Source organism: Enterobacter sp. Tr-810 (assembly GCF_011752765.1).
In the GTDB taxonomy this organism is placed as follows: domain Bacteria; phylum Pseudomonadota; class Gammaproteobacteria; order Enterobacterales; family Enterobacteriaceae; genus Enterobacter; species Enterobacter soli.
Genome location: NZ_VWWW01000002.1, coordinates 447,458 through 469,664 on the forward strand (window position 1 = coordinate 447,458; position 22,207 = coordinate 469,664).

Here is a 22,207-nt window from a genome sequence, read left to right on the forward strand (position 1 = left end):
TAAGCCATTGCTTGCTTTATCGGATGACGATACAGAACGGCTACGCGCACCATTTTGCACGTCGGTCGAAGGAGATTCTGGAGAAGATGAGGAGAATTTAGTGGTGAGGAAATCGCTGCCGGAGTCTGAGCCTCCGCGCCGGGTGCTGCGGTTGTTATGTTTACCATGTCCAGTACAGGACGCAACCATTCGCGATCTCCATTGTGATTCAGCATCACTGCCGGGAACTACCGCTGTCTTATATTAAGTACATCAAGGTTTATCATAAATGCAACATTTATTTTACTTTGATGCAACTTTAAGACTGTCCCTACAGGTGAATTCAGTCTCATACAGGAATATTACAGAAATATAACAGAGGGATAGTCATATGAAAAAATAATGTCCCCGCGAACTATCGCAGGGACAATTATCAGGCTTCGAGGAGCCCTTGTGCGAGATACGCGTTTTGATCGCGCGGCCCAGGCAGGGCAAAGAAATAACCGCCGCCGACAGGCTTAATGTACTCTTCCAGTGCTTCGCCGTTTAACCGCTTCTGCACGGTTAAGAAGCCCTTTTCCAGATCATGCTGATAACAGACAAACAGCAGCCCCATATCCAGCTGACCCGAGTTGGTCACCCCCAGCGAATAGCTGTAGCCACGGCGCATCATCAGGCTGGACTGCGTCTCTTTGGTGCGCGGGTTCGCCAGACGAATATGGCTGTCCAGCGCGATGGTGTCACCGTTTGGGTCGGCGCTGTAATCGGGCACATCGTGCTCGTTTTTCATGCCCAGCGGCGCACCGCTTTGCTTGTCACGGCCGAAAATGGTCTGCTGCTCTTTGAGCGGCGTGCGATCCCAGAATTCCACGTGGAACTGAATAATACGCACCGCCTGATAACTGCCACCAACGGCCCACGCCGGTTCACCCTGATCGGCCGTGACCCAAACCACTTCTTTCATCAACGCGGGATCGCTGCTGTCCGGGTTGGCAGTGCCATCCTTAAACCCAAGCAGGTTGACCGGTGTCTCCTTCCCTTTGCTGCGCGCAGCGTGGTCAGAGATAAATCCTTCCCGCTTCCAGCGCACGCTCAGCAGGTCCGGCGTGTGCTTGATGATATCGCGCAGGGCATGGATCACCGTGTCCTGAGTGTTGGCACAAATCTGAAGAAGCAGATCACCGTGGCACAGCGCCGCATCAAGCGAATCATTCGGGAATCGCGTCATTTTTTGCAGCGATTTCGGTTTGTGCTTCGTCAGGCCATAGCGTTCATCAAACAGCGACTCACCCAGCGACACGGTCATGGTCAGGTTATCCGGGGCGATAAACGGTCCAAGAATACCGGAATCCATTGGCGGAAGACGCGGGTTAGGCGTTTGCGGCGCCGGGCCGCCTGCGGTGAGAAACGCGATACGCGTCGTCAACAGGCGGAACAAGCGCTCCAGATCGGCTTTATCACTGGCCAGCGAATCAAACGCCACCAGCATCATAGAGGCCTGCTGTGGCGTCAGAATGCCCGACTGGTGCGCGCCATAGAAAGGCTGCGTTTCCATTCGTGCTTCGGGGGATACCGTGCCGGGAGCACTTTGCGGTTTAGCCGCATGTGCCACCGGGCATCCGCCAGCCAGGGCAAGCGCGCCACCCAGCGCCCCTACCCCTTTCAGTAAACGACGTCGCGAAGGTTCAGCCACGTCGAATTCGTCTTGCTTGTTCATCGCGCTTAGTCCAGACCCAGTACGCCACGCAGCTGAGACAGATCTTCTGCCAGAGTCGTAATAGGGCCTTTCAGCGCATTACGGTCAGCATCCGTCAGCTTGTCGTAGGTTTCGAAGCCGTCTTTGGTGCGATATTTGGCCAGAATGGTGTCGACTTTCTTGAAGTTGGCATCCACTTTCGCCAGCAGCTCGCTGTTCTCTTTCTGCAACTGCGGACGCAGCAGAGAGACAATTTTTTGCGCGCCATCGACGTTAGCCTGGAAGTCCCACAGGTCAGTGTGGCTGTAACGGTCTTCTTCACCGCTGATTTTGCTCGCCGCCACTTCTTCAATCAGGCCTGCCGCGCCGCCCACCACTTTAGATGGCGGGAACGCCAGCTCGCTAATACGTTTTTGCAGCTCCAGCACGTCGGTGTTCAGTTGCTCAGCGTACTTCTCCATCCCTTTGGTGGAGTTATCGCCAAACAGCGCTTTTTCCAGACGGTGGAAACCGGTGAACTTAGGATCGGCGGCTTTCTGCTCGTAGTCATCTTCACGGGCATCGATGCTGCCATCCAGGTCGGAGAACAGTTCAGCAATAGGTTCAATACGCTCGTAGTGCTGACGGGTTGGCGCATACAGGGATTTCGCTTTTTCGAGATCGCCCGCTTTCACTGCATCGGTAAAGGCTTTGGTGCCGGTAACCAGGTCCGCGGTCTCTTTGGTGACATAGGCTTTATAGGCGGTAATCGCCTCACCCAGGCTCAGCAGGGCTTCGCCTTTCGCGGCATCCGCCGTGGCTTCGCCTTTAACAATCAGCTTGCCTTTCGGGTTGGTCAGCAGGCCACAGGTCATGTCGTATTCGCCAGGTTGCAGGTTAGCCGTCATTTTCTGGCTAAAGCCCGGGGCGATGTTTTCACGCTCTTCCACGACCATCACGCCTTTGAGGATTTCCCATTCCAGCGCCTTCTGGCTGTGGTTCTGAATAATAAACTGCGTTTTACCGCTGTTCACCGTGACGCTCATCGGCTCACACTGCTTATCATTCACAGTGATTTTAACCTGCGGAATATCGGCTGCCTGCGCGGAGAATGCGGAAGCGAACAGCGCGGCAATGCCTGCGCGTAACGCACTACGACGGAACTGAATTGCCATGACTCTTCCCTTTTAAAGTATGTTGTAACTACACCAACCCCATTACGGCGCGGGATGCGACGTCTGGGTGCGGGCACGCGGCGGCAGCGCGAACAGCACCAGCGCCGGAACCAGATAGATAAAGTACATCGCCACTTCACTGACGCTCGGCGTCTCCTGATACCCGAAGATACCTTCGAGCAGGGTTCCGGTCAGGGAGTGCGTAGAGAGCACACTGCTCAGGTCAAACGCGACATCCTGGAAGTGATTCCACAGCCCGGCTTCGTGGAACGCGCGGATCGCGCCCGCGGCCAGCCCGGCGGCAACCAGCAGAATAAACAGGCTCGTCCACTTGAAGAACACGCCCAGGTTCAGGCGAATACCGCCCCAGTACAGCAGGAAACCGAGCACCACCGCCGTTGCCAGCCCAAGCATGGCACCGAGCGGCGGCCAGATCCCCACATCCTGCTGGAACGCAGCCAGCAGGAAAAAGACCGATTCCAGGCCTTCACGCGCAACGGCGAAAAAGACCATCATGATCAGCGCCCAGCCGTGGTTGTTGCCTTTTTGCAGGGCGTTATCGACCGCCTGCTCCAGCTGAACTTTCACGTTACGGGACACTTTGCGCATCCAGAACACCATCCAGGTCAGGATCACCACCGCAATCACGGCGACGATGCCTTCGAACAGCTCTTGTTCTTTCTGCGGGAACTCACCGGTGGTTTCGTTGATGAGGATCCCAAGCCCCAGGCAGAGCGCCGCGGCAAGGAACACCCCAATCCACATCACGCCAATCCAGCGCCCGCGCTGGGTTCGTTTGAGGTAGCTTGCGATAAGACTCACGATTAAGGCAGCTTCAAGGCCTTCACGTAACATAATGAGAAATGGAACAAACATGCCGACACCTTAATTGTTAATCGCGGTCAACTGATGCAAAGAAAGGTAAATTCTTGTGATAGTGATTATCATTACGTAGATGAGAAACACAAGCGAAATGTGTGGTGTTTTGATGACGAGATGTAAATCGCTCGCCGGTTAATAGTTTCCGTCGTTATCGTTGTGTTTATAACTTATAACGTAAATGCCCATTTACGGTTAAACACAGCTGTGGCTAAATATGCCACTCGAAAACCAACCGAAAATTAACCATGTATAATATTATCCACTTCCTTCTGGCGCTGGTGATTATTCTTGCGCTTGCCTGGCTGGTGAGTTTTGACCGCCGAAAAATTCGTATTCGCTACGTTTTACAGCTTATTATTATTGAAATTGCCCTGGCATTCTTTTTCCTTCATGCCGAAAGCGGTCTTTTCCTGATTAAATATGTTTCAGGGTTCTTTGAATCGCTGCTTAAATTTGCCTCCGAAGGGACGAATTTCGTCTTTGGCGGTATGGGTGAAAAAGGGCTGGCCTTCATTTTCCTCGGCGTTCTCTGCCCGATTATTTTTATTTCCGCGCTGATTGGTATTCTCCAGCACTGGCGAATTCTGCCTGTTTTTATTCGGATTATCGGGACATTGCTGTCGAAAGTGAACGGGATGGGGAAACTGGAATCCTTCAACGCCGTCAGTTCACTGATCCTCGGGCAGTCTGAAAACTTCATTGCTTACAAAGGTATCCTGGGCGACCTCTCCTCCCGCCGTCTGTTTACGATGGCTGCTACCGCGATGTCTACTGTGTCGTTGTCGATTGTCGGCGCGTACATGACCATGCTGGATGCCAAATTTGTTGTCGCGGCGCTCATACTCAATATGCTCAGCACCTTTATTATTCTCTCCGTCATCAACCCGGCACGCCCGGAAGCGGAGCCGGATATCAAACTGGAAAAAATGCACGAATCCCAGAGCTTCTTTGAAATGCTGGGTGAGTATATTCTGGCCGGTTTTAAAGTGGCGATGATTATTCTGGCTATGCTGATTGGCTTTATCGCCCTTATTAGCGCCGTCAACGCCCTGTTCTCCAGCGTATTTGGCATGAGCTTCCAGCAGATCCTGGGCTATGTGTTTTATCCCCTGGCGTGGCTGATTGGTATTCCACTGAGCGATGCCTTAAATGCGGGCAGTATTATGGCCACGAAGCTGGTTGCGAATGAATTTGTGGCGATGATCGAGCTGCAAAAAATTGCGCATCAGATGACCCCACGCGGTCTTGGCATCTTGTCCGTGTTCCTGGTCTCTTTCGCTAACTTTGCGTCTATCGGGATTGTTGCGGGCGCCATTAAGGGCCTGAACGAACAGCAAGGGAACACCGTGTCCCGCTTCGGGTTGCGTCTGGTGTACGGCGCGACGCTGGTGAGTTTGCTGTCGGCGAGTTTTGCGGGATTAGTGTTGTAATCTCATGCCGGGTGGCGCTTCGCTTACCCGGCCTAAAAAACAACAACGGCGGGTTTTCCCGCCGTTTTTCATTAAAACTGCACGCACACCGGTTGATCAACACGCATCACCGACTCCTGCGCAAAGCGAGATTTGTAGATCCCACGCAACGCTTCGATATTCTGCTCACTCGCCGCATCTTTACCGTGGATCAGCATCAGCGCCTTGCTCTGCTCGCGCGCCACTTTCCCGTCGTTCCCCAGCCACTGCCCGCGGGCATCAAATACCGTCAGGCCATCGCGAAAGCGCGGGGTCACGTCCTGGTCAACAAACTGCTGCCACTCCTGACCGGTAATGTCTTTCCCTGCCGGGCGGCTCAGCCCGAAATAGAGCGTGGTTTGCTGCATCTGGTTATCCACTTTGCAGGTGGTGTCTGCGGTGTTGTGCGCGGGTGCGTTACAGCCTGCCAGCATGAAAAGTGCCGCCACCATAAGCCCTGTTTTGATTGTCATACTTCGCTATCCTCATTGTTATAAGCACAGCGATATCAGCGTAAATTGCGGAATTTAGCAAGAAAAAAGCCGGGTGGCGCTTACGCTTACCCGGCCTACAGGAGGGAGGTACTAATTATTCAGGCTGCAATTTAGATGGTGGTGCGGTGTGGTAATGCGCGTCCGCTTCTGCAAAGCGTTTTTGCATCGCCGCAGACGGTGCTTTGCCCAGCAGGCTGAACACCACGATCCCGATGCTGCCGAAGATGAAGCCAGGGATGATTTCGTACAGGCCCAGCCATGCGAACTGTTTCCAGACGATAACCGTCACCGCACCAATAATCATGCCTGCCAGCGCGCCGTTACGGGTCATGCGTGACCACATAACCGAGAACAGCACTACCGGGCCAAACGCGGCACCAAAGCCCGCCCACGCATAGCTTACCAGGCCCAGAACGCGGTTGTTCGGGTTGGCTGCCAGCGCAATGGCAATCAATGCCACCACCAGCACCATAAAGCGCCCTACCCACACCAGCTCTTTCTGGCTCGCTCCTTTACGCAGGAACGCTTTGTACAGATCTTCCGTAATCGCACTGGAGCACACCAGCAGCTGGCAGCTCAGGGTCGACATCACCGCCGCCAGAATCGCGGACAGCAGGATACCGGCAATCCACGGGTTAAACAGAATTTGCGCCAGCTCGATAAATACGCGCTCGGCGTTCTGATTCACTGCACCCGCCTGCGCCGGGTTATTGTTGAAGTAGGCGATACCGAAGAAGCCTACCGCACACGCCCCTGCCAGACAAAGGATCATCCAGGTCATACTGATACGACGCGCATGAACAATGGTGTGGTGAGAGTCAGCAGCCATAAAGCGCGCCAGAATATGCGGCTGACCGAAGTAGCCCAGGCCCCAACCCATCAGCGACACAATCGCGACAAAGTTCAGCCCTTTCAGCATATCGACGTTTTCGATGCTCTTTTGTTTGATCACTTCCAGCGAATCGCCAAAGCCGCCAACGGTGAAAATCACAATCACTGGCGTCAGGATCAGCGCGAAGATCATCAGGCTCGCCTGCACGGTGTCAGTCCAGCTCACCGCCAGGAAACCGCCCACGAAGGTATACAGGATTGTCGCCGCCGCACCGGCCCACAGCGCCGTTTCATAGCTCATGCCGAAGGTGCTTTCGAACAGACGCGCACCCGCCACAATGCCGGACGCACAATAGATGGTGAAGAACACCAGGATAACCAGGGCCGAGATAATGCGCAGCACGCGGCTGTTATCTTCAAAGCGCCCGGTGAAGTAATCCGGCAGGGTCAGGGCATTGTTGTTCACCTCGGTGTGCACACGCAGGCGGCCAGCAACCAGTTTCCAGTTAACCCATGCGCCCACGGTCAGGCCAATCGCGATCCAGCTTTCTGAAATGCCGGAGATAAAAATCGCACCCGGTAAGCCCATCAGCAGCCAGCCGCTCATGTCCGATGCGCCCGCAGAGAGTGCGGTTACCATTGGCCCTAAACTGCGCCCGCCCAGAATATAGTCGTCAAAGCTTTTTGTTGATCGCCAGGCCAAAAAACCTATCAGGATCATGCCAAAAATATAGATAAGAAATGTCACCAGCATCGGTGTGCTAATTGCCATTTAAAGACTCCAATAATTTGATCGACAACCTTCCCGGCTGCCTTTTATTCCATCACCGGAACGGGGTGATGATGATGTGTATTTCTGTTGGCCGCGCGTATCCTGCCGGAAGCAGTGCTCGCACACAAACGATTTAACACTGCATTTACATCAAATTCATCCCTGGTTTTATACGTCTTTCGTATAGGTTGCACTCGCTCACGCTTTTACGGGTTGCACCTTTAAAAAGTGTTAAGTGCCGCATAAAAACAGGCTTTGGCACCATAAGCCAGCTATTTTTTCCAGCTAACTCTCCATTAACAATCCATTCATTTCCCAGCTTGCAAACCGTGTCACATTTAACACGGTTGCACAAAGTTGCAACATGGTGGATATTTCACGCTATCAACGAGAACACGAACACAGAACAACAGGAGTTTTGGCATGGGCATGACCACCATGGGGGTTAAGCTGGATGACGCAACCCGCGAACGGATTAAAACCGCAGCAACCCGCATTGACCGCACGCCGCACTGGTTAATTAAGCAGGCAATTTTTAATTATCTGGAAAGACTGGAAAGCGAAGACGGATTACCCGAGCTGCCAGCCCTGCTGAGCGGTGCGGCAAATGAAAGCGAAGAAGCGGCTACAGCCGCCGAAGAGAACCACCAGCCGTTCCTTGAATTCGCCGAGCAGATCCTGCCGCAGTCCGTAAGCCGCGCTGCAATCACCGGGGCCTACCGCCGCGCCGAAACCGACGCCGTCCCGATGCTGCTGGAACAGGCTCGCCTGCCGGAGCCGATCGCCACCCAGGCGCACAAGCTGGCGTATCAGCTTGCTGAAAAGCTGCGTAACCAGAAAACCGCTTCCGGCCGCGCCGGTATGGTACAGAGCCTGCTCCAGGAGTTTTCGCTTTCCTCGCAGGAAGGTGTCGCCCTGATGTGCCTGGCGGAAGCGCTGCTGCGTATTCCGGACAAAGCCACCCGCGACGCGCTGATCCGCGACAAAATCAGCAACGGTAACTGGCAGTCGCACATCGGCCGCAGCCCGTCGCTGTTCGTTAACGCCGCCACCTGGGGCCTGCTGTTTACCGGCAAGCTGGTGTCTACCCATAACGAAGCCAACCTCTCTCTTTCCCTGAACCGCATCATCGGCAAGAGCGGCGAACCGCTGATCCGCAAAGGTGTGGACATGGCGATGCGCCTGATGGGCGAACAGTTCGTGACCGGGGAAACCATTGCCGAAGCGCTGGCCAATGCCCGCAAGCTGGAAGACAAAGGTTTCCGCTACTCTTACGACATGCTGGGCGAAGCGGCCCTGACCGCCGCCGATGCGCAGGCCTATATGGTGTCTTACCAGCAGGCGATCCACGCTATCGGTAAAGCCTCCAACGGCCGTGGCATTTACGAAGGCCCGGGCATCTCGATTAAGCTGTCTGCCCTGCACCCGCGCTACAGCCGCGCCCAGTACGACCGTGTGATGGACGAACTCTACCCGCGCCTGAAGTCCCTGACCCTGCTGGCGCGTCAGTATGATATCGGTATTAACATCGACGCCGAAGAAGCCGACCGCCTGGAGATCTCCCTCGATCTGCTGGAAAAACTGTGCTTCGAACCGGAGCTGGCTGGCTGGAACGGCATTGGCTTTGTGATTCAGGCTTATCAGAAACGCTGCCCGTTCGTCATTGATTACCTGATTGATCTCGCAACCCGCAGCCGTCGTCGCCTGATGATCCGTCTGGTGAAAGGCGCGTACTGGGACAGCGAAATCAAACGCGCGCAGATGGATGGCCTGGAAGGGTATCCGGTCTATACCCGTAAGGTGTACACCGACGTGTCTTACCTCGCCTGCGCCAAAAAACTGCTGGGCGTGCCGAACCTGATTTATCCACAGTTCGCCACCCACAACGCCCACACTCTGGCGGCTATCTACAGCCTGGCCGGGCAGAACTACTATCCGGGCCAGTACGAATTCCAGTGCCTGCACGGCATGGGTGAACCGCTGTACGAACAAGTCACCGGTAAAGTGGCGGATGGTAAACTGAACCGTCCGTGCCGTATTTATGCCCCGGTGGGCACGCACGAAACCCTGCTGGCGTACCTGGTGCGTCGTCTGCTGGAAAACGGCGCGAACACGTCGTTCGTTAACCGTATTGCCGACACCACGCTGCCACTCGATGAGCTGGTTGCCGATCCGGTGCAGGCGGTGGAGAAAATGGCCGCTCAGGAAGGTCAGCTGGGTCTGCCGCATCCGAAGATTGCCCTGCCGCGCGAGCTGTATGGCCAGGGCCGCGTGAACTCGTCGGGCCTGGATCTGGCGAACGAACACCGTCTGGCGTCGCTCTCTTCTGCCCTGCTCAACAGTGCGCTGCATAAATGGCAGGCCAAACCTATTCTCGAGCAGCCGGTGGCTGATGGCGAAATGCAGCCCGTGGTTAACCCGGCAGAGCCGAAAGATGTGGTCGGTTACGTGCGTGAAGCCAGCGAGCAGGAAGTGTCCCAGGCTATCGACAGCGCCGTGAATAACGCACCAATCTGGTTCGCCACCCCACCGCAGGAGCGTGCCGCCATCCTGGAACGTGCTGCCGTGCTGATGGAAGATCAGATGCAGCAGCTTATCGGTATTCTGGTGCGTGAAGCGGGTAAAACCTTCAGCAACGCCATTGCCGAAGTGCGTGAAGCGGTAGACTTCCTGCATTACTACGCCGGCCAGGTTCGCGATGATTTTGATAACGAAACGCACCGCCCACTTGGCCCGGTAGTGTGTATCAGCCCGTGGAACTTCCCGCTGGCAATCTTCACCGGCCAGATTGCGGCCGCGCTTGCCGCCGGTAACAGCGTGCTGGCTAAACCGGCGGAACAGACCCCGCTGATTGCGGCCCAGGGGATCAACATCCTGCTGGAAGCCGGTGTTCCGGCGGGCGTGGTGCAGTTGCTGCCTGGCCGTGGTGAAACGGTGGGTGCACAGCTGACTTCCGATAACCGCGTGCGCGGCGTGATGTTCACCGGCTCGACTGAAGTGGCGACGTTGCTGCAACGTAACATCGCCACACGTCTGGATGCACAGGGTCGCCCGACGCCGCTGGTTGCAGAAACCGGCGGGATGAACGCCATGATTGTGGACTCGTCCGCCCTGACCGAGCAGGTGGTGGTTGACGTGCTGGCTTCGGCATTCGACAGCGCGGGCCAGCGTTGCTCCGCGCTGCGCGTACTGTGCCTGCAAGATGACGTGGCAGACCACACGCTGAAAATGCTGCGTGGCGCCATGGCAGAGTGCCGCATGGGTAACCCGGGTCGCCTGACCACGGATATTGGCCCGGTGATTGATGAAGAAGCCAAAGGCAACATTGAAAATCACATTCAGACGATGCGCGCCAAAGGCCGCCCGGTGTTCCAGGCCGTGCGTGAAAACAGTGAAGACGCGCGCGAATGGCAGACCGGCACCTTCGTTCCGCCGACGCTGATTGAACTGGCAAGCTTCGATGAACTGAAAAAAGAGGTCTTTGGCCCGGTGCTGCACGTGGTGCGTTACAACCGTAACAACCTCGATCAGCTCATCGAGCAGATTAATGCCTCCGGCTACGGTCTGACGCTCGGCGTGCATACCCGTATCGACGAAACCATTGCCCAGGTGACCGGCAGCGCCAAAGTCGGCAACCTGTACGTGAACCGCAACATGGTGGGTGCCGTGGTCGGCGTGCAACCGTTCGGCGGCGAAGGGTTATCCGGTACCGGTCCGAAAGCCGGTGGTCCACTGTACCTGTATCGCCTGCTGGCCAACCGCCCGGAAAATGCGCTGGGTGTGACGCTGGCGCGTCAGGATGCGGAACGCCCTGTGGATGCACAGCTGAAAGCCGCGCTGACTCAGCCGCTGGAAGCACTGATCACGTGGGCGGAAAAACGCCCGGAACTGCGTGCCATCGCTCAGCAGTACGGCGAGCTGGCCCAGGCGGGTACGCAGCGTCTGCTGCCGGGGCCAACCGGCGAGCGCAACACCTGGACGCTGATGCCGCGTGAGCGTGTGCTGTGCGTGGCGGATAACGAGCAGGATGCGCTGGTTCAGCTGGCTGCCGCAGCGGCAACGGGTTGTGAAGTGCTGTGGCCGGAAGACGGGCTGCACCGCGACCTGGCAAAACAGTTGCCGAAAGCGGTGTCTGCGCGTATCCACTTTGCGAAAGCCGATGAACTGCTCAGCCAGGACTTCGAAGCGGTTATCTACCACGGTGATTCAGACCAGTTGCGCGAACTGTGCGAGCAGGTGGCGGCGCGTCGCGGGCCGATTGTGTCGGTGCAGGGCTTTGCCCGTGGCGAAACCAACCTGCTGCTGGAGCGCCTGTACGTTGAGCGTTCACTCAGCGTCAACACCGCGGCCGCAGGCGGTAACGCCAGCCTGATGACCATCGGTTAATCGTGTAAAATCCCCCGGTGGCGCTATGCTTACCGGGGCGACATCTGTCACCACAGGCCGGATAAGCGCAGCGCATCCGGCTTTTTTACAGGGAGCAAATGATGAAACGATTACTGATTGCCGCAGGCGCGTTACTGCTGAGCACCAGCGCACTGGCGGATGAGTGCGGCAACGCCAGCACGCAGCTTGAGCTGAACACCTGCACGGCATCGCAATACCAGGCGGCAGACAAGAAGCTCAACCAGACTTACCAGGCCGCCATGAAACGTGCAGCAGCTCCACAGCGCGATCTGTTAAAGAAAGCACAGCTGGCGTGGATCACCCTGCGTGATGCGGATTGTGCGTTTGTCGGGTCGGGTACTGAGGGCGGCAGCGTGCAGCCCATGATCATCAACCAGTGTATGACGGAGAAAACCGTCGAGCGCGAAGCCTATCTGGCTTCAATGATGCAGTGTGAAGAAGGCGATTTGAGCTGCCCTCTTCCCCCGGCCCCATAGGGGCGAGGGAGAAAAGACAGCACATAACAGTCCCCTTTCCCTGTGGGTTGAAAATACGAGCACGGACAACTCCCTCTCCCCTTGGGAGAGGGTTGGGGTGAGGGGGAACATACCGCTCAGGTGGTCATTCCGTTCACTTTACGTTCCTTGCAACTCTGTCACCCCAATACCCTGGCGACCCGGGCTCCCGGCAAGAAAATCGCCGCTTCGCGGTGGCCCTCAGCGTTTGCTCCAGGCTAATCGGGGACAGAACGCCCAAATTTCCTGGATTTAATGGAGAGACCACTTTTAACGAGCTCAGCAGCATCTTGTACGTTTTCACAGAGAATGAAAATACGCTGGTGGTCAGCGGCGTTATTGATTATCTCAATGATTTTTCTACTGAAAAACAGCGCAACTGAATGCCTTCCGGCAGAGCCATCTGTAGCAAAAATTTTTTATCATCATTAACTGCAATACTGTCATTTACGACCAGGCACAGATTAGCATTAGTGTGTGGAAGCCAGGCGGTAGCAACCTGGCCATGAATAAGTCTGTTATCTACGCGACAATGAACTATATTAACCATCGTTATGTCCTTATTAAGTTAGCTTAAACATACTCCGAACGTTCGAACGCCTGAACGTTTCGAAAACCAGAATGTCGACATTTAATTTAATGTTCGCGATGAAGTTCAAAAGAATAAATTGTCAGGTTGAGGAATGATTTGCTTTGCGGTATATAAAAAAGCAATGCAATTTTATTTTGTAGTGGGTTTTGAATATTATTAATTTAGAAAAACAATATCTTGGCGTGAATTTTTAAGGAGTTTAACTGAGGTCTGAAACGTTGGTTTTGCTGAGTTTATCTTTTGATATAGAAGGTTTATAAAAGGACTCCACAGAGTCCCTTTAGTTATGCTGTTACTCTTTCACTCCTGGTATCTTTAAACATTATGTTCCCATCGCAATATTTCCATTGGATGGATTCATAACGGATTTCAACTTCCTCCATATGTTTACTTGCAACTCCCAGTGGAAATAAAACTGGAGAGATTCTTGTTATTTTCACATGTTCCAGCCTTATATTAAAATATTCTATCTCTATTCCTGCCTCATTAATTCTATACATTTTTATTACAGCTTCTTTAAATGTTTTACCAGTGCATACACCTCTGAATAAATACGGGGTAAGACGGTCTATTTCTTTTCAAATGTAATCGGAACATGCAGACGTGTTCCAGTAAGTTTTCCGGTGTTATGATCTGTAGGAATCCATACAGAATGATTGAATGATTTAAGCTCAGTCGAACCCAATCGTGTTGACATTAAACATTCACCAATTAAAGGTGAATTATTTTCATCGGCAAGCCAAATATGTGCTGGTATAGACATTTATTTTTTTCTCTCATAAAAAAATGAAAAATATAGAACAATCACAATGATGATCCCAACTACGCTCATTGTTATTACTGGATCATCAATAAACTTTACAGGTATATAAGACAATAATATTATAGCCAAAATCGTTAAATATGTTTTTAATTGAAGAGTTAAATCTTCAAAAATAAGCCTGAATATTTCCTTTAATAACTTATTCATTTGCCAGCCATTCTTTTCAGTGCATTAATTATTTCAGCATTTGATGCCATGCCCATATTTAAATAGCCAACACTTAAAACCGCTGGCTCTATTAAAAAGTACATCATTTCAATGTTTTGCATATATAGAGCGCTATAGAACTGTGGTAGAAAATGTTTTAGATTGTTTGCACTATCAGCAGCATGTTGAACAGTACCATATGTGCTTAATGTTATTAGTGCAGCCGATGATAAGCCCCCAATTTTTTTCATCATTGCGCTTTGTATAACCCCATTGATTTTACTGCCGTAGCAAATATATTTAACAATAGAATATACTATTGCAAATCTTGAAGATTGCATAGCTGAATAGTGAGTTGTAAACGGAACAACTTGTCTAAGAATAATTTTTATGTCACTTTCATTTTTATGCTTGAGCATTGTTTCAACATAAATTCTTACCATTCTAAAAATTATATCTCTATGCTTAATAAGTTCATACAGGCCTAGTAAAAAATGCTTATCTTCATTCCCAAGTCGTTCGCAAACATCTGTATAATTTTCTGTAAAGCATGAAGTGTAATAAAGCAGTCTTGTTGCACCATCACCAAGATTATTTACATATTCGACAAAGCCATCTTTCACTCCAGCCATCGCTTTATCTAATCTTATAGCTAAGTTTTTATCGGATCCAATTCTATTAATTATATCATCGCTGTAATTCATAACATTCCCTCGTGATTTAATAGGTTAATCATCTTATACGTAATATTCAATCAAAGTGATCATGCTCTCACTTCTGGATAATTAAATTTAAAAAGGTCACCTATATATCACTGGGGAATATAGGTGACCTTTAATAATCAAGGGTGTGAATGTAATGCTGGGTTATTATCAGTTCATTATCTCTTTTAGCTTATTTTCCCATTTCAAAAGTGCTTCCAGCTTTTCTTCGTTGTAATCGTATCTGTCATAGTGAACAGATGATACGTCATGTAAAGCGTGGTGCTGAATTCTGTCACGAATTACTTTTGTGACTTTCAGTTGTCCACCCAATGTTTTAAAGGTTCGGCGGAAATCACTCGGAATAAATGAATCAACGTTCATTTTCTCACAAAAGCGTTTAATATTACCCGAAAGTAATTCGCTGTTTGAAATGGTGGAGCGCAGAGTTTTGTAATGGTGGTATGTGCTTTTACCGGAGGCAATAAAATCGGTTTTGTGGGCCTCAAACAGATCAGCAAGCGTACCGCTTGTTTTAGTAACCTTGATCACATCCGAACATGAAGAAAGACTTTCGAACTTCTCAAGAGCGCTACTGATAGACATTGACGGGTATTCACCCAGTGTCTGAAATTTTGCTGTTTTACCTACGAAATGGCGATAGACGAAAGTTTTACGTCCAGACGGATAGACACGCACTACTATACGTCCCGTCCCGCGTTCGCCGCTTGCATGATACGCCATGTAAGCGGCGGGTTTTGGAGAAAGATTATCAAGCGCTTTCGTCGTAAAGTTGATTTTCATCATTCATATTTATTGCATACTTATTCACAGTTCAAGTTCAAAAAACTGTTTCTTAAACTATAGCGTAATGAGCAAAACTAACTCATGCAATGGCCAAACTTAATGAAATCAACGTATTTTAACTTAAACCGCCTCACTCTTTGTTCAATTATTTAGACATCCTTCCCTGTGGGAGAGGGTTAGGGTGAGGGGAACTAGCGGACGCGGATCCCTTCGATAATCATCCGCTGCACGTTTTCCAGCGTGTTCTGGAAGAAAGTTTCATCCTGAAGTGTTTTGCCGGTTACCGCTTCGACCTGGGCCGAAAAGTCAGCATAGTGCTGAGTGGAGGCCCAAATCATAAAGATCAGATGATGCGGCTCTACCGGTGCCAGCTTGCCGCTGGCGACCCACCCGGCAATGATCGCCGATTTATCGTCCACTAGCTGTTTTAAATCCCCGGTCAGCTCGGCTTTCAGCAACGGCGCGCCCTGCAACATCTCAAGGCAGAACAGGCGTGATGCCTGCGGGTAGTCGCGGGATACCTCAAGCTTGAGGCGGATGTACTCTTTAATCGCCACCAGCGGGGTGAACTCTTCGCGAAACGCCTTGAGCGGCGCCAGCCAGATATCGAGGATCTGTTGCAGCACCGCAACGTAGAGCACTTCTTTTGACGGGTAGTAGTACAGCAGATTAGTTTTTGACACCCCTGCCCGCTCTGCCACCTGCTCCAGCCGCGTGCCATGGATGCCAAACTGCGAAAACGTATCCAGCGCCGCACCCAGAATGGCCTGCTTTTTCGCACTCACCGCCTGCGAACGTTTACCTGGTGTTTTCACTGCACCTTGTGTCATCTGCGCTCTCCTTATTGGTTTGCCATAGCATAGCAAATGCAGGGGGTTGTCTCGACATTTTGGGGATGGGGGTTGTGCAAAATTGATGAGGGAAAGGGTTGTGTGGGGGATTGGGGGCTAATGTTGCTAGCCTTGTTTATCGCAGATTCGACGGTCCTTTATACGGTCCGCTTCGTGGTGTGAGTTCAACCGATGGATGCAACACATTGGTTAAAACGCTCTGCGGGTGATTCATAGTCTACCGTTTTTCTTGGTCTCTCGTTGAGCTGTCTTGCAACACTGTTTAGTCTTTGTTGGCTGTGAACCGATAAGTCAGTTCCTTTTGGAAAATACTGTCTGAGTAATCTGTTTGTATTTTCATTTGAGCCGCGTTGCCAGGGAGATTGAGGATAGCGTTGCATCGAACTATTCAACCCACACCACGAAGCGGACCTTACCCTTAATTTACATTGCATACGTAAAAGGGCCGATAGCGGGCATTATGTTTTCAACCCTATGCTTGCCTGTTCCAACGTTAGTGGTTATAACTTTGTTTCCAGCCTCAAAGATGGGTACTTTTTAGTGACTTATCGGCGTTAATAAAATCACGTTCTGCTGATGTATCTACTAAATTGGCTCCGTTGTTTCATCTTCTAAAAGGGATAATAATGAAGCTTTCAGTTAATCTAAAAAATTGTTATGGTATTAGTGAATTAGTTCATGATTTTGATTTTAATATAACTAAAAGTTATGCCATCTATGCACCAAATGGTTTCATGAAAACCTCGTTTTCTAAAACTTTCGACGATTTGGCTAACGGGAGAGAAACAAAGGACGTAATTTTTCCAGATAGAGAGTCTGGAAGAAACATAAAAGATGAAGCAGGTAACGATATTTCTGCTGACTCAGTATTTGTTGTTGAACCATACAATGCAGATTTTTCATCTGCAAAGTCATCTCTTCTTCTGGTAAATAGTGCAGTCAAGCAAAAATATGATGAGTCCCTAAAGAATATTGCTGATAAACAGTCCGCTTTATTTGCTAAGCTAAAGCAGTTATCAGGACTGACAGGGAGAACAACTACACCTGAATCAGAAATTCTGAAATGCTTCGGCAAGAAGACTTTTTCTGAATTTATGGAATCATCGGAGGAACAAATAAAAAATGCGGCTCCATCACAACTTTCCACAGTTTCTTATGCCGAAATTTTCAATGATAAAACTGTTGGGCTATTAGAATCAGGCACAATCAAAGACCAGCTTGAAGAGTATATTCAAAAATATAATGAGCTAGTTTCAAAATCAGATGTATTAAGCAAACAGTTCAATCATTACAGTGCATCTACAGTTAATAAGCAACTAAAAGACAATGGTTTTTTTGAAGCCAAACATACAGTAAACTTACGAACAAAAAATGGGATGAAAGAGATTTCTACAGCTGAAGAGCTTTCAGAAAAGATTGAAGATGAAAGAAAAAAGATACTCACTGATAAGGATCTCTCTTCAAAATTTGATGCAATAGATAAAAAAATACAAAACAGTGAATTGAGGAAATTTAGGGATTATCTCTTTGATAATCAACATATCCTTCCATATTTGAAAAACTTCAAACAACTTCAAAAAGACCTATGGATTTCTTACCTCATTGATCAAAAGGAACTTTATAGTCAATTCCTGGAGGTCTATAGAACAAATAAAGTCACGATTGTAAATGCTATTGAGCAGGCAAAGAGTGAGAGAACAGAATGGGAGGCAGTTGTTGAAGCGTTCAACAAGCGATTTACTGTCCCATTCAAAATGAGCATATCAAACCAAGATGATGTAATTCTAAAAGGATCGCAGCCTTCAATTTCATTTAAATTTTATGATTGTGATGGAGAAGGAGACATTCCTAGAGATTCCTTATTGAAAGTGCTCAGTCAAGGTGAAAGAAGAGCGCTTTATATACTTAATATATTATTCGAAATTGAAACAAGAAGAAAGCAGGGAATGAATACAATATTAGTAATTGATGACATTGCAGACTCATTCGATTATAAAAATAAGTACGCAATCATTGAGTATCTGAAAGACATTTCAGCCTCAGGTCAATTCTATTGTCTGTTCTTATCTCATAATTTTGATTTTTACAGAACTATCAGTGGACGACTTGGGTTAAAACGTGATTGTAAGCTACATGCAGCAAAGGTCGGAAGAAAGCTAACTCTGATCAAGGAAAAATATCAGAAGAATCCGTTCAATCACTGGAAAGACAACCTAACAACGAATGTGTTTTGTATCTCGGCAATTCCATTTGTTAGAAACTTAGCCGAATACTGTGGTTTGGATAATGAATATATCAAGCTTACGTCGTTGCTTCATGTAAAGGCGGACACTGACACTATCACACTTGCCGGGCTCTGTGACATATATAAGAAAATCCTTGCAGATAAGCAGCACATTGTTTTACATCCAGGGGCGAAACTGGTAATTGATTTAATAAATGAGGAAGCCGATTTAGTATTCAATTCACATGAAGAGACTGTTGAACTTGAAGGGAAAATAACTCTCTCAATAGCCATTAGATTGTTTGCTGAACGTCATATGATCAGAACCATCAATGATGAATTATTCATAAATTCAATTACGGAAAACCAGACAGTCAGACTACTTCAAGAATATAAGCGATTGGCTCTTGGTCGTACCCAGGATATTGCAATTCTTGAGCAGGTAAATCTAATGACTCCAGAAAACATCCATCTCAATTCATTTATGTATGAACCAATTCTAGATTTAGGCATTTCTCACTTGAAAACCCTGTATTCGCATGTGAAGCAGCTACCATAAATTATCCTTACATACAACATGGTGGTCGCTACGAAAATAACAATTGATGTATCTTAACGTAAGACCACCAATCTATTCTTTTATAGTTATAATTTCCGCTCTTCACTCACTGCGCGATAACCATCCCACCCTCTTTCCTCGAGCCGCCTCGCATTTTCACTATTTCTTCCACATTTTTTCCCCTGTGTATTTATCTGCAGGGGTATGATTGGCGTATTGAAACCATCCAACACAAACAGTGATTTTAGTGGAGGCCCAAATCATAAAGATCAGATGATGCTGCTCTTCCGGTACCAGTTTCCGCTGGCCCCCCAGCAATGATCGCCGATTTATCGTCCACCAGCTGTTTTAAATCCCTTGTCAGCTCATATTCTAGCAACGGCGCGCCCTGTAACATCTCAAGACAGAATATAAGCCCCCCTACCGGGAAATAACTTATCTACAAGCCATTGATAATGTTTTAATATCAATCCCAAAGAATAATATATATGTTCTTAATTATCACACTGTACTACTTCCGGGTCACTATTATCATTATTCCCGAGCTGCTTATCGACTTTTTCCAATAATGCCTTTGATTCGTCAATAGCCTCAGACATCTCTCGACTTACCTGTCCACCTGACTCGATAATCGCACCTCTGACTTCATCAAGGGTATAGGTCATTCGTTCAAGAGCCGTAGGGTGATCAAGATTACTGTTTCGGCTACTCTCCAAGACCCCAATATTACCCATTACCATCCAGATAGTTACATCTAATGCAGAGGCATACCATCCAAACTTAACCATTTTTCGAGCTGCTAGCAGGTCTGCATCTTTTTCTTGAGCTCTCATGGAGCAATTAGCTGCTTGTCTTTCTTCATTATTCATATGCTCAGTAGTAAACCTCACATGCTTATAGTAAAGGTGTGACAGCTCATGGAGATAAATGAATGCGATAGAATTTCTGACAGATTGGTCCCTGGCCCCCTTCATTTGCCCTGAGAATGGATAGTAGGCTTCAATACCTGAACAAGAATCACCAAATTTCTCAGGCGACACTAATTGGCTCACTGGCATATGATTTTGTTTTTGTAACATCATATCAGCATACGAATTTCTTAAATAACTACTATATACACTGTTGCAATCATTCCACTTTCCATCAGCCATAGATAACACATTTAACTCTGCTGTATAAAAAACCACATCTAGCAGTGATGAGGTGAAAATAATTGTTGGAATGCCATTTATCCAACCTGCTGATGCTCCGGGCATGGCATTTGAAGAGTCAATATTAAATCTTAAATCACGGACTATGTTTTGAAATGGGTCACCCAACTCAATAATTCTGTCGTTAACCATGTGAACAGTCTCATTTGTAAAATCAATTGGTTGAACTCCCGCCGAAACAAAATTTGTTAAAAAGAGGAAGCCAAACGCCGATAAGTTACGATTCATTTAACACCTCACTGAGCAAAAAGCGACTTAATATTATTGTATAGCAATTTATTTTCTGTAGAATAGCTATCTAATCTCCTAGGATCATTTCTTATATCTGCCGAAATTTTTTGATACATATCTAAGCTTCCAGGGCCGAATAGCTTATCAATTAAATTAATTTGTAGAGCATATAACTTAGCATAAGATGCTGTTATTTTTTGCTTCTGTTCACTTGTTAAATCTTCTTTAAGTTTGTCTTTATATTTATTGACAATAACTAAAGAATTTAAAATATCTATCTCATTTCTCAAATCTAGTTCTGGTACTCCATCCGAACCTAAACCGCTAAATGAAGAACCAATCTGCATTTGATTAGGTGAATTATTACCACTTGCTAATACTTCCGCCTCCGTGTGTACAGCTGTGCTTTTTATAGCATTAGTTTTTTCATAGGATAAGGGGTGCGTTATTGAAAAAATAAGAGCTGACGCGCCAAATAGTGCAAAAAAAACACCAGGAGCTATATTCTGCAATCGTATGGACCACGAACCGATCCCCCCATCAAAAGTGCCATCGTTGGGAAGAGACTTATTAAATAATTTATAACCTAACCAGATGGAAATTATTCCTCCAATTGAGATGAATAGCCTATCAAAACCTCTAAATACTATAACGACTAACTCATTATCTATGCTCATCATTGATATTCCTCAAATCTGCCTCACCCGCACATGATCACAGTGCATTGAGTACAAAAAGACATTCTCAAATTATAGTTACCCATCAATTTATTGGTAATCAACTGGAAAGCTGAACTTAAAAAATTTTTTAATCGAAATGGCTTAGATAGTCAGCTTTTGTAGACTACCTAGAACATATTCATGTCTGACTATAACAAACCGTCTCCTCTATCAAACCAGTCTCCCAACCATCTTCCTTACATCAAATGATCAGCTCTAACGCCCCCCCACCTTTCCTCGAGCAGCCTCGCATTTTCACCATTTCCCCGACATTTTTACCCCTGTGTTTTTATCCATAAGAGTATAATGAGCGTAGTGAAGCCACCCAACACAAACAGTGAGTTTTATACAGAAAAGTAGATAACCAAGATCGCGATATAAAGGTGTTCCACCACCCTTATACCGCTAACCACAAACAACTAGTATGGAGTTGAATATGGCTGCGAAGAATTTTATGCCAGAGCGGGCTGTTGCCCAAACGGAAAATGCAGTATTTGAAAACAGTGAAGAAATTCGCGAGCAGGTACGCAAAAAGAACCCGCGGGACTTGCACGGGGAGCAGACCCATTCCGGGCGTGTTCATGCGCGGGATGAGACGGGTGCATCATGCGGTGAGCTGTATACGCGCATGGAACATAACTATCTGCCGCTGTCGGGTGACTGGTTGTCCCGCGCCGGGTTTGCGTATGGCCGCGCGGTTAAAATACGCGTGATGCCGGATTGCATAGTGATCACCCCGCAGAATAGCCGCGAGCTGTGGGGCTGTTTAGAAGGGTTGAGCGCAGTGCATACCAATAAACAGAAGGTGAAAGCGTGGCTGTCGACGTTCCCGGGGGCGCTGAATGATACGGGCGATCTGCCGGAGCCCAAACGCATGAACGGGGCTGTGAAGCCACAATAAACGCTGACCTGCGATCCCGGCCCGCACCGGGATCGTGCTGCATTCTCCTCCTCGCCCCTGCACCGCCATCGCGCACCGTTGCCTGCTTTGTGTGCAATTCTTTTGACCATTTAGTCCACTTTATTTGCACTCATTTTGCCAACCTTGCATTAACACCTTAATAACAAAGCCATTTTAAAAACTGGCATCCCCTTTGCAAAACCCTTTTCACGAGGCTGAACAGGATATGCAGGATGCAGCGCCACGTCTGACTTTCACCCCACACTGTGATGAAGAGAGGTTCG

Annotated in this window: 15 protein-coding genes and 4 pseudogenes; 5 read left to right on the top strand and 14 right to left on the bottom strand. The window is 48.8% G+C overall.

The genetic code is table 11. The features are described 5' to 3' along the window. Positions 1-412: 412 nt before the first annotated feature. Genes efeB through efeU form a run of 3 tightly spaced genes read right to left on the bottom strand, consistent with a single transcriptional unit; the run spans position 413 to position 3,705 of the window. Positions 413-1,696 carry an iron uptake transporter deferrochelatase/peroxidase subunit gene (gene efeB, locus F3J30_RS08760; protein WP_166716981.1) on the bottom strand — a complete coding sequence of 428 codons (1,284 nt, stop codon included), beginning with the start codon at positions 1,694-1,696 and terminating at the stop codon, positions 413-415. A gap of 5 nt (positions 1,697-1,701) precedes the next feature. After that, a complete protein-coding gene (efeO, locus tag F3J30_RS08765) occupies positions 1,702-2,829 on the bottom strand; it encodes an iron uptake system protein EfeO (RefSeq protein ID WP_014069725.1) in 1,128 nt (375 codons plus the stop codon). A 42-nt stretch (positions 2,830-2,871) separates the two neighbouring features. Continuing rightward, complete coding sequence (efeU, locus tag F3J30_RS08770; protein WP_166716982.1) at positions 2,872-3,705, bottom strand: iron uptake transporter permease EfeU; 834 nt, start codon at positions 3,703-3,705, stop codon at positions 2,872-2,874. A gap of 251 nt (positions 3,706-3,956) precedes the next feature. On the opposite strand from efeU, the gene F3J30_RS08775 reads away from it, so the two are divergent. Continuing rightward, a complete protein-coding gene (locus F3J30_RS08775; protein ID WP_166716983.1) occupies positions 3,957-5,141 on the top strand; it encodes a nucleoside transporter C-terminal domain-containing protein in 1,185 nt (394 codons plus the stop codon). A 71-nt stretch (positions 5,142-5,212) separates the two neighbouring features. Here the strand turns inward: F3J30_RS08775 and F3J30_RS08780 are convergent, their stop codons facing one another. After that, the gene (locus tag F3J30_RS08780) at positions 5,213-5,632 is read right to left on the bottom strand and encodes a DUF3574 domain-containing protein (protein ID WP_014069722.1); all 420 of its coding nucleotides are present in this window, start codon (positions 5,630-5,632) and stop codon (positions 5,213-5,215) included. A 115-nt stretch (positions 5,633-5,747) separates the two neighbouring features. Then, positions 5,748-7,256, bottom strand: a complete 1,509-nt coding sequence (putP, locus tag F3J30_RS08785) for a sodium/proline symporter PutP (RefSeq protein ID WP_166716984.1) — start codon at positions 7,254-7,256, stop codon at positions 5,748-5,750. A 423-nt stretch (positions 7,257-7,679) separates the two neighbouring features. Between putP and putA the strand changes: the two genes are divergently transcribed. Continuing rightward, entirely contained in the window at positions 7,680-11,642 is a 3,963-nt protein-coding gene (putA, locus tag F3J30_RS08790) for a trifunctional transcriptional regulator/proline dehydrogenase/L-glutamate gamma-semialdehyde dehydrogenase (RefSeq protein ID WP_166716985.1), read from the top strand. Positions 11,643-11,743: 101 nt separating this feature from the next. Next, complete coding sequence (locus tag F3J30_RS08795) at positions 11,744-12,139, top strand: lysozyme inhibitor LprI family protein (RefSeq protein ID WP_166717148.1); 396 nt, start codon at positions 11,744-11,746, stop codon at positions 12,137-12,139. A gap of 361 nt (positions 12,140-12,500) precedes the next feature. Here the strand turns inward: F3J30_RS08795 and F3J30_RS08805 are convergent, their stop codons facing one another. From F3J30_RS08805 to F3J30_RS08830, 6 genes and pseudogenes are all read right to left on the bottom strand, one after another. Continuing rightward, positions 12,501-12,707, bottom strand: coding sequence for a PTS sugar transporter subunit IIB (locus tag F3J30_RS08805; protein WP_166716986.1), 207 nt, complete (start codon positions 12,705-12,707; stop codon positions 12,501-12,503). Between the two features lie 326 nt (positions 12,708-13,033). After that, a pseudogene (locus tag F3J30_RS08810) lies at positions 13,034-13,512 on the bottom strand (type VI secretion system tube protein Hcp). A 203-nt stretch (positions 13,513-13,715) separates the two neighbouring features. Beyond that, complete coding sequence (locus tag F3J30_RS08815; RefSeq protein ID WP_166716987.1) at positions 13,716-14,423, bottom strand: hypothetical protein; 708 nt, start codon at positions 14,421-14,423, stop codon at positions 13,716-13,718. Between the two features lie 168 nt (positions 14,424-14,591). Continuing rightward, positions 14,592-14,777 (bottom strand): annotated as a pseudogene (locus F3J30_RS22620) (integrase); the annotation flags it as partial. 641 nt (positions 14,778-15,418) lie between these two features. Next, complete coding sequence (gene rutR, locus F3J30_RS08825; protein ID WP_166716989.1) at positions 15,419-16,057, bottom strand: HTH-type transcriptional regulator RutR; 639 nt, start codon at positions 16,055-16,057, stop codon at positions 15,419-15,421. A 185-nt stretch (positions 16,058-16,242) separates the two neighbouring features. Continuing rightward, positions 16,243-16,446 (bottom strand): annotated as a pseudogene (locus tag F3J30_RS08830) (IS30 family transposase); the annotation flags it as partial. A gap of 258 nt (positions 16,447-16,704) precedes the next feature. On the opposite strand from F3J30_RS08830, the gene F3J30_RS08835 reads away from it, so the two are divergent. Further along, positions 16,705-18,861 (top strand): hypothetical protein, encoded by a 2,157-nt coding sequence (locus tag F3J30_RS08835; protein WP_166716990.1) that lies wholly within the window; start codon positions 16,705-16,707, stop codon positions 18,859-18,861. 243 nt (positions 18,862-19,104) lie between these two features. Here the strand turns inward: F3J30_RS08835 and F3J30_RS22625 are convergent. From F3J30_RS22625 to F3J30_RS08850, 3 genes and pseudogenes are all read right to left on the bottom strand, one after another. Next, a pseudogene (locus tag F3J30_RS22625) lies at positions 19,105-19,273 on the bottom strand (TetR family transcriptional regulator C-terminal domain-containing protein); the annotation flags it as partial. An 82-nt stretch (positions 19,274-19,355) separates the two neighbouring features. Beyond that, complete coding sequence (locus tag F3J30_RS08845) at positions 19,356-20,300, bottom strand: hypothetical protein (RefSeq protein ID WP_166716991.1); 945 nt, start codon at positions 20,298-20,300, stop codon at positions 19,356-19,358. Positions 20,301-20,308: 8 nt separating this feature from the next. Continuing rightward, a complete protein-coding gene (locus tag F3J30_RS08850) occupies positions 20,309-20,983 on the bottom strand; it encodes a hypothetical protein (protein WP_166716992.1) in 675 nt (224 codons plus the stop codon). Between the two features lie 475 nt (positions 20,984-21,458). On the opposite strand from F3J30_RS08850, the gene F3J30_RS08855 reads away from it, so the two are divergent. Next, entirely contained in the window at positions 21,459-21,923 is a 465-nt protein-coding gene (locus F3J30_RS08855) for a SymE family type I addiction module toxin (protein WP_166716993.1), read from the top strand. Positions 21,924-22,207 lie beyond the last annotated feature (284 nt).

Bases quoted from the DNA above. Each gene is read 5' to 3' on its own strand.
- F3J30_RS08775 (WP_166716983.1), top strand. From the start codon at position 3,957: ATGTATAATATTATCCACTTCCTTCTGGCGCTGGTGATTATTCTTGCG.
- F3J30_RS08850 (WP_166716992.1), bottom strand. From the start codon at position 20,983: ATGATGAGCATAGATAATGAGTTAGTCGTTATAGTATTTAGAGGTTTT.
- efeU (WP_166716982.1), bottom strand. From the start codon at position 3,705: ATGTTTGTTCCATTTCTCATTATGTTACGTGAAGGCCTTGAAGCTGCC.
- F3J30_RS08815 (WP_166716987.1), bottom strand. From the start codon at position 14,423: ATGAATTACAGCGATGATATAATTAATAGAATTGGATCCGATAAAAAC.
- efeO (WP_014069725.1), bottom strand. From the start codon at position 2,829: ATGGCAATTCAGTTCCGTCGTAGTGCGTTACGCGCAGGCATTGCCGCG.
- efeB (WP_166716981.1), bottom strand. From the start codon at position 1,696: ATGAACAAGCAAGACGAATTCGACGTGGCTGAACCTTCGCGACGTCGT.
- F3J30_RS08845 (WP_166716991.1), bottom strand. From the start codon at position 20,300: ATGAATCGTAACTTATCGGCGTTTGGCTTCCTCTTTTTAACAAATTTT.
- F3J30_RS08795 (WP_166717148.1), top strand. From the start codon at position 11,744: ATGAAACGATTACTGATTGCCGCAGGCGCGTTACTGCTGAGCACCAGC.
- F3J30_RS08855 (WP_166716993.1), top strand. From the start codon at position 21,459: ATGGCTGCGAAGAATTTTATGCCAGAGCGGGCTGTTGCCCAAACGGAA.
- F3J30_RS08805 (WP_166716986.1), bottom strand. From the start codon at position 12,707: ATGGTTAATATAGTTCATTGTCGCGTAGATAACAGACTTATTCATGGC.
- F3J30_RS08835 (WP_166716990.1), top strand. From the start codon at position 16,705: ATGAAGCTTTCAGTTAATCTAAAAAATTGTTATGGTATTAGTGAATTA.
- putP (WP_166716984.1), bottom strand. From the start codon at position 7,256: ATGGCAATTAGCACACCGATGCTGGTGACATTTCTTATCTATATTTTT.
- rutR (WP_166716989.1), bottom strand. From the start codon at position 16,057: ATGACACAAGGTGCAGTGAAAACACCAGGTAAACGTTCGCAGGCGGTG.
- F3J30_RS08780 (WP_014069722.1), bottom strand. From the start codon at position 5,632: ATGACAATCAAAACAGGGCTTATGGTGGCGGCACTTTTCATGCTGGCA.
- putA (WP_166716985.1), top strand. From the start codon at position 7,680: ATGGGCATGACCACCATGGGGGTTAAGCTGGATGACGCAACCCGCGAA.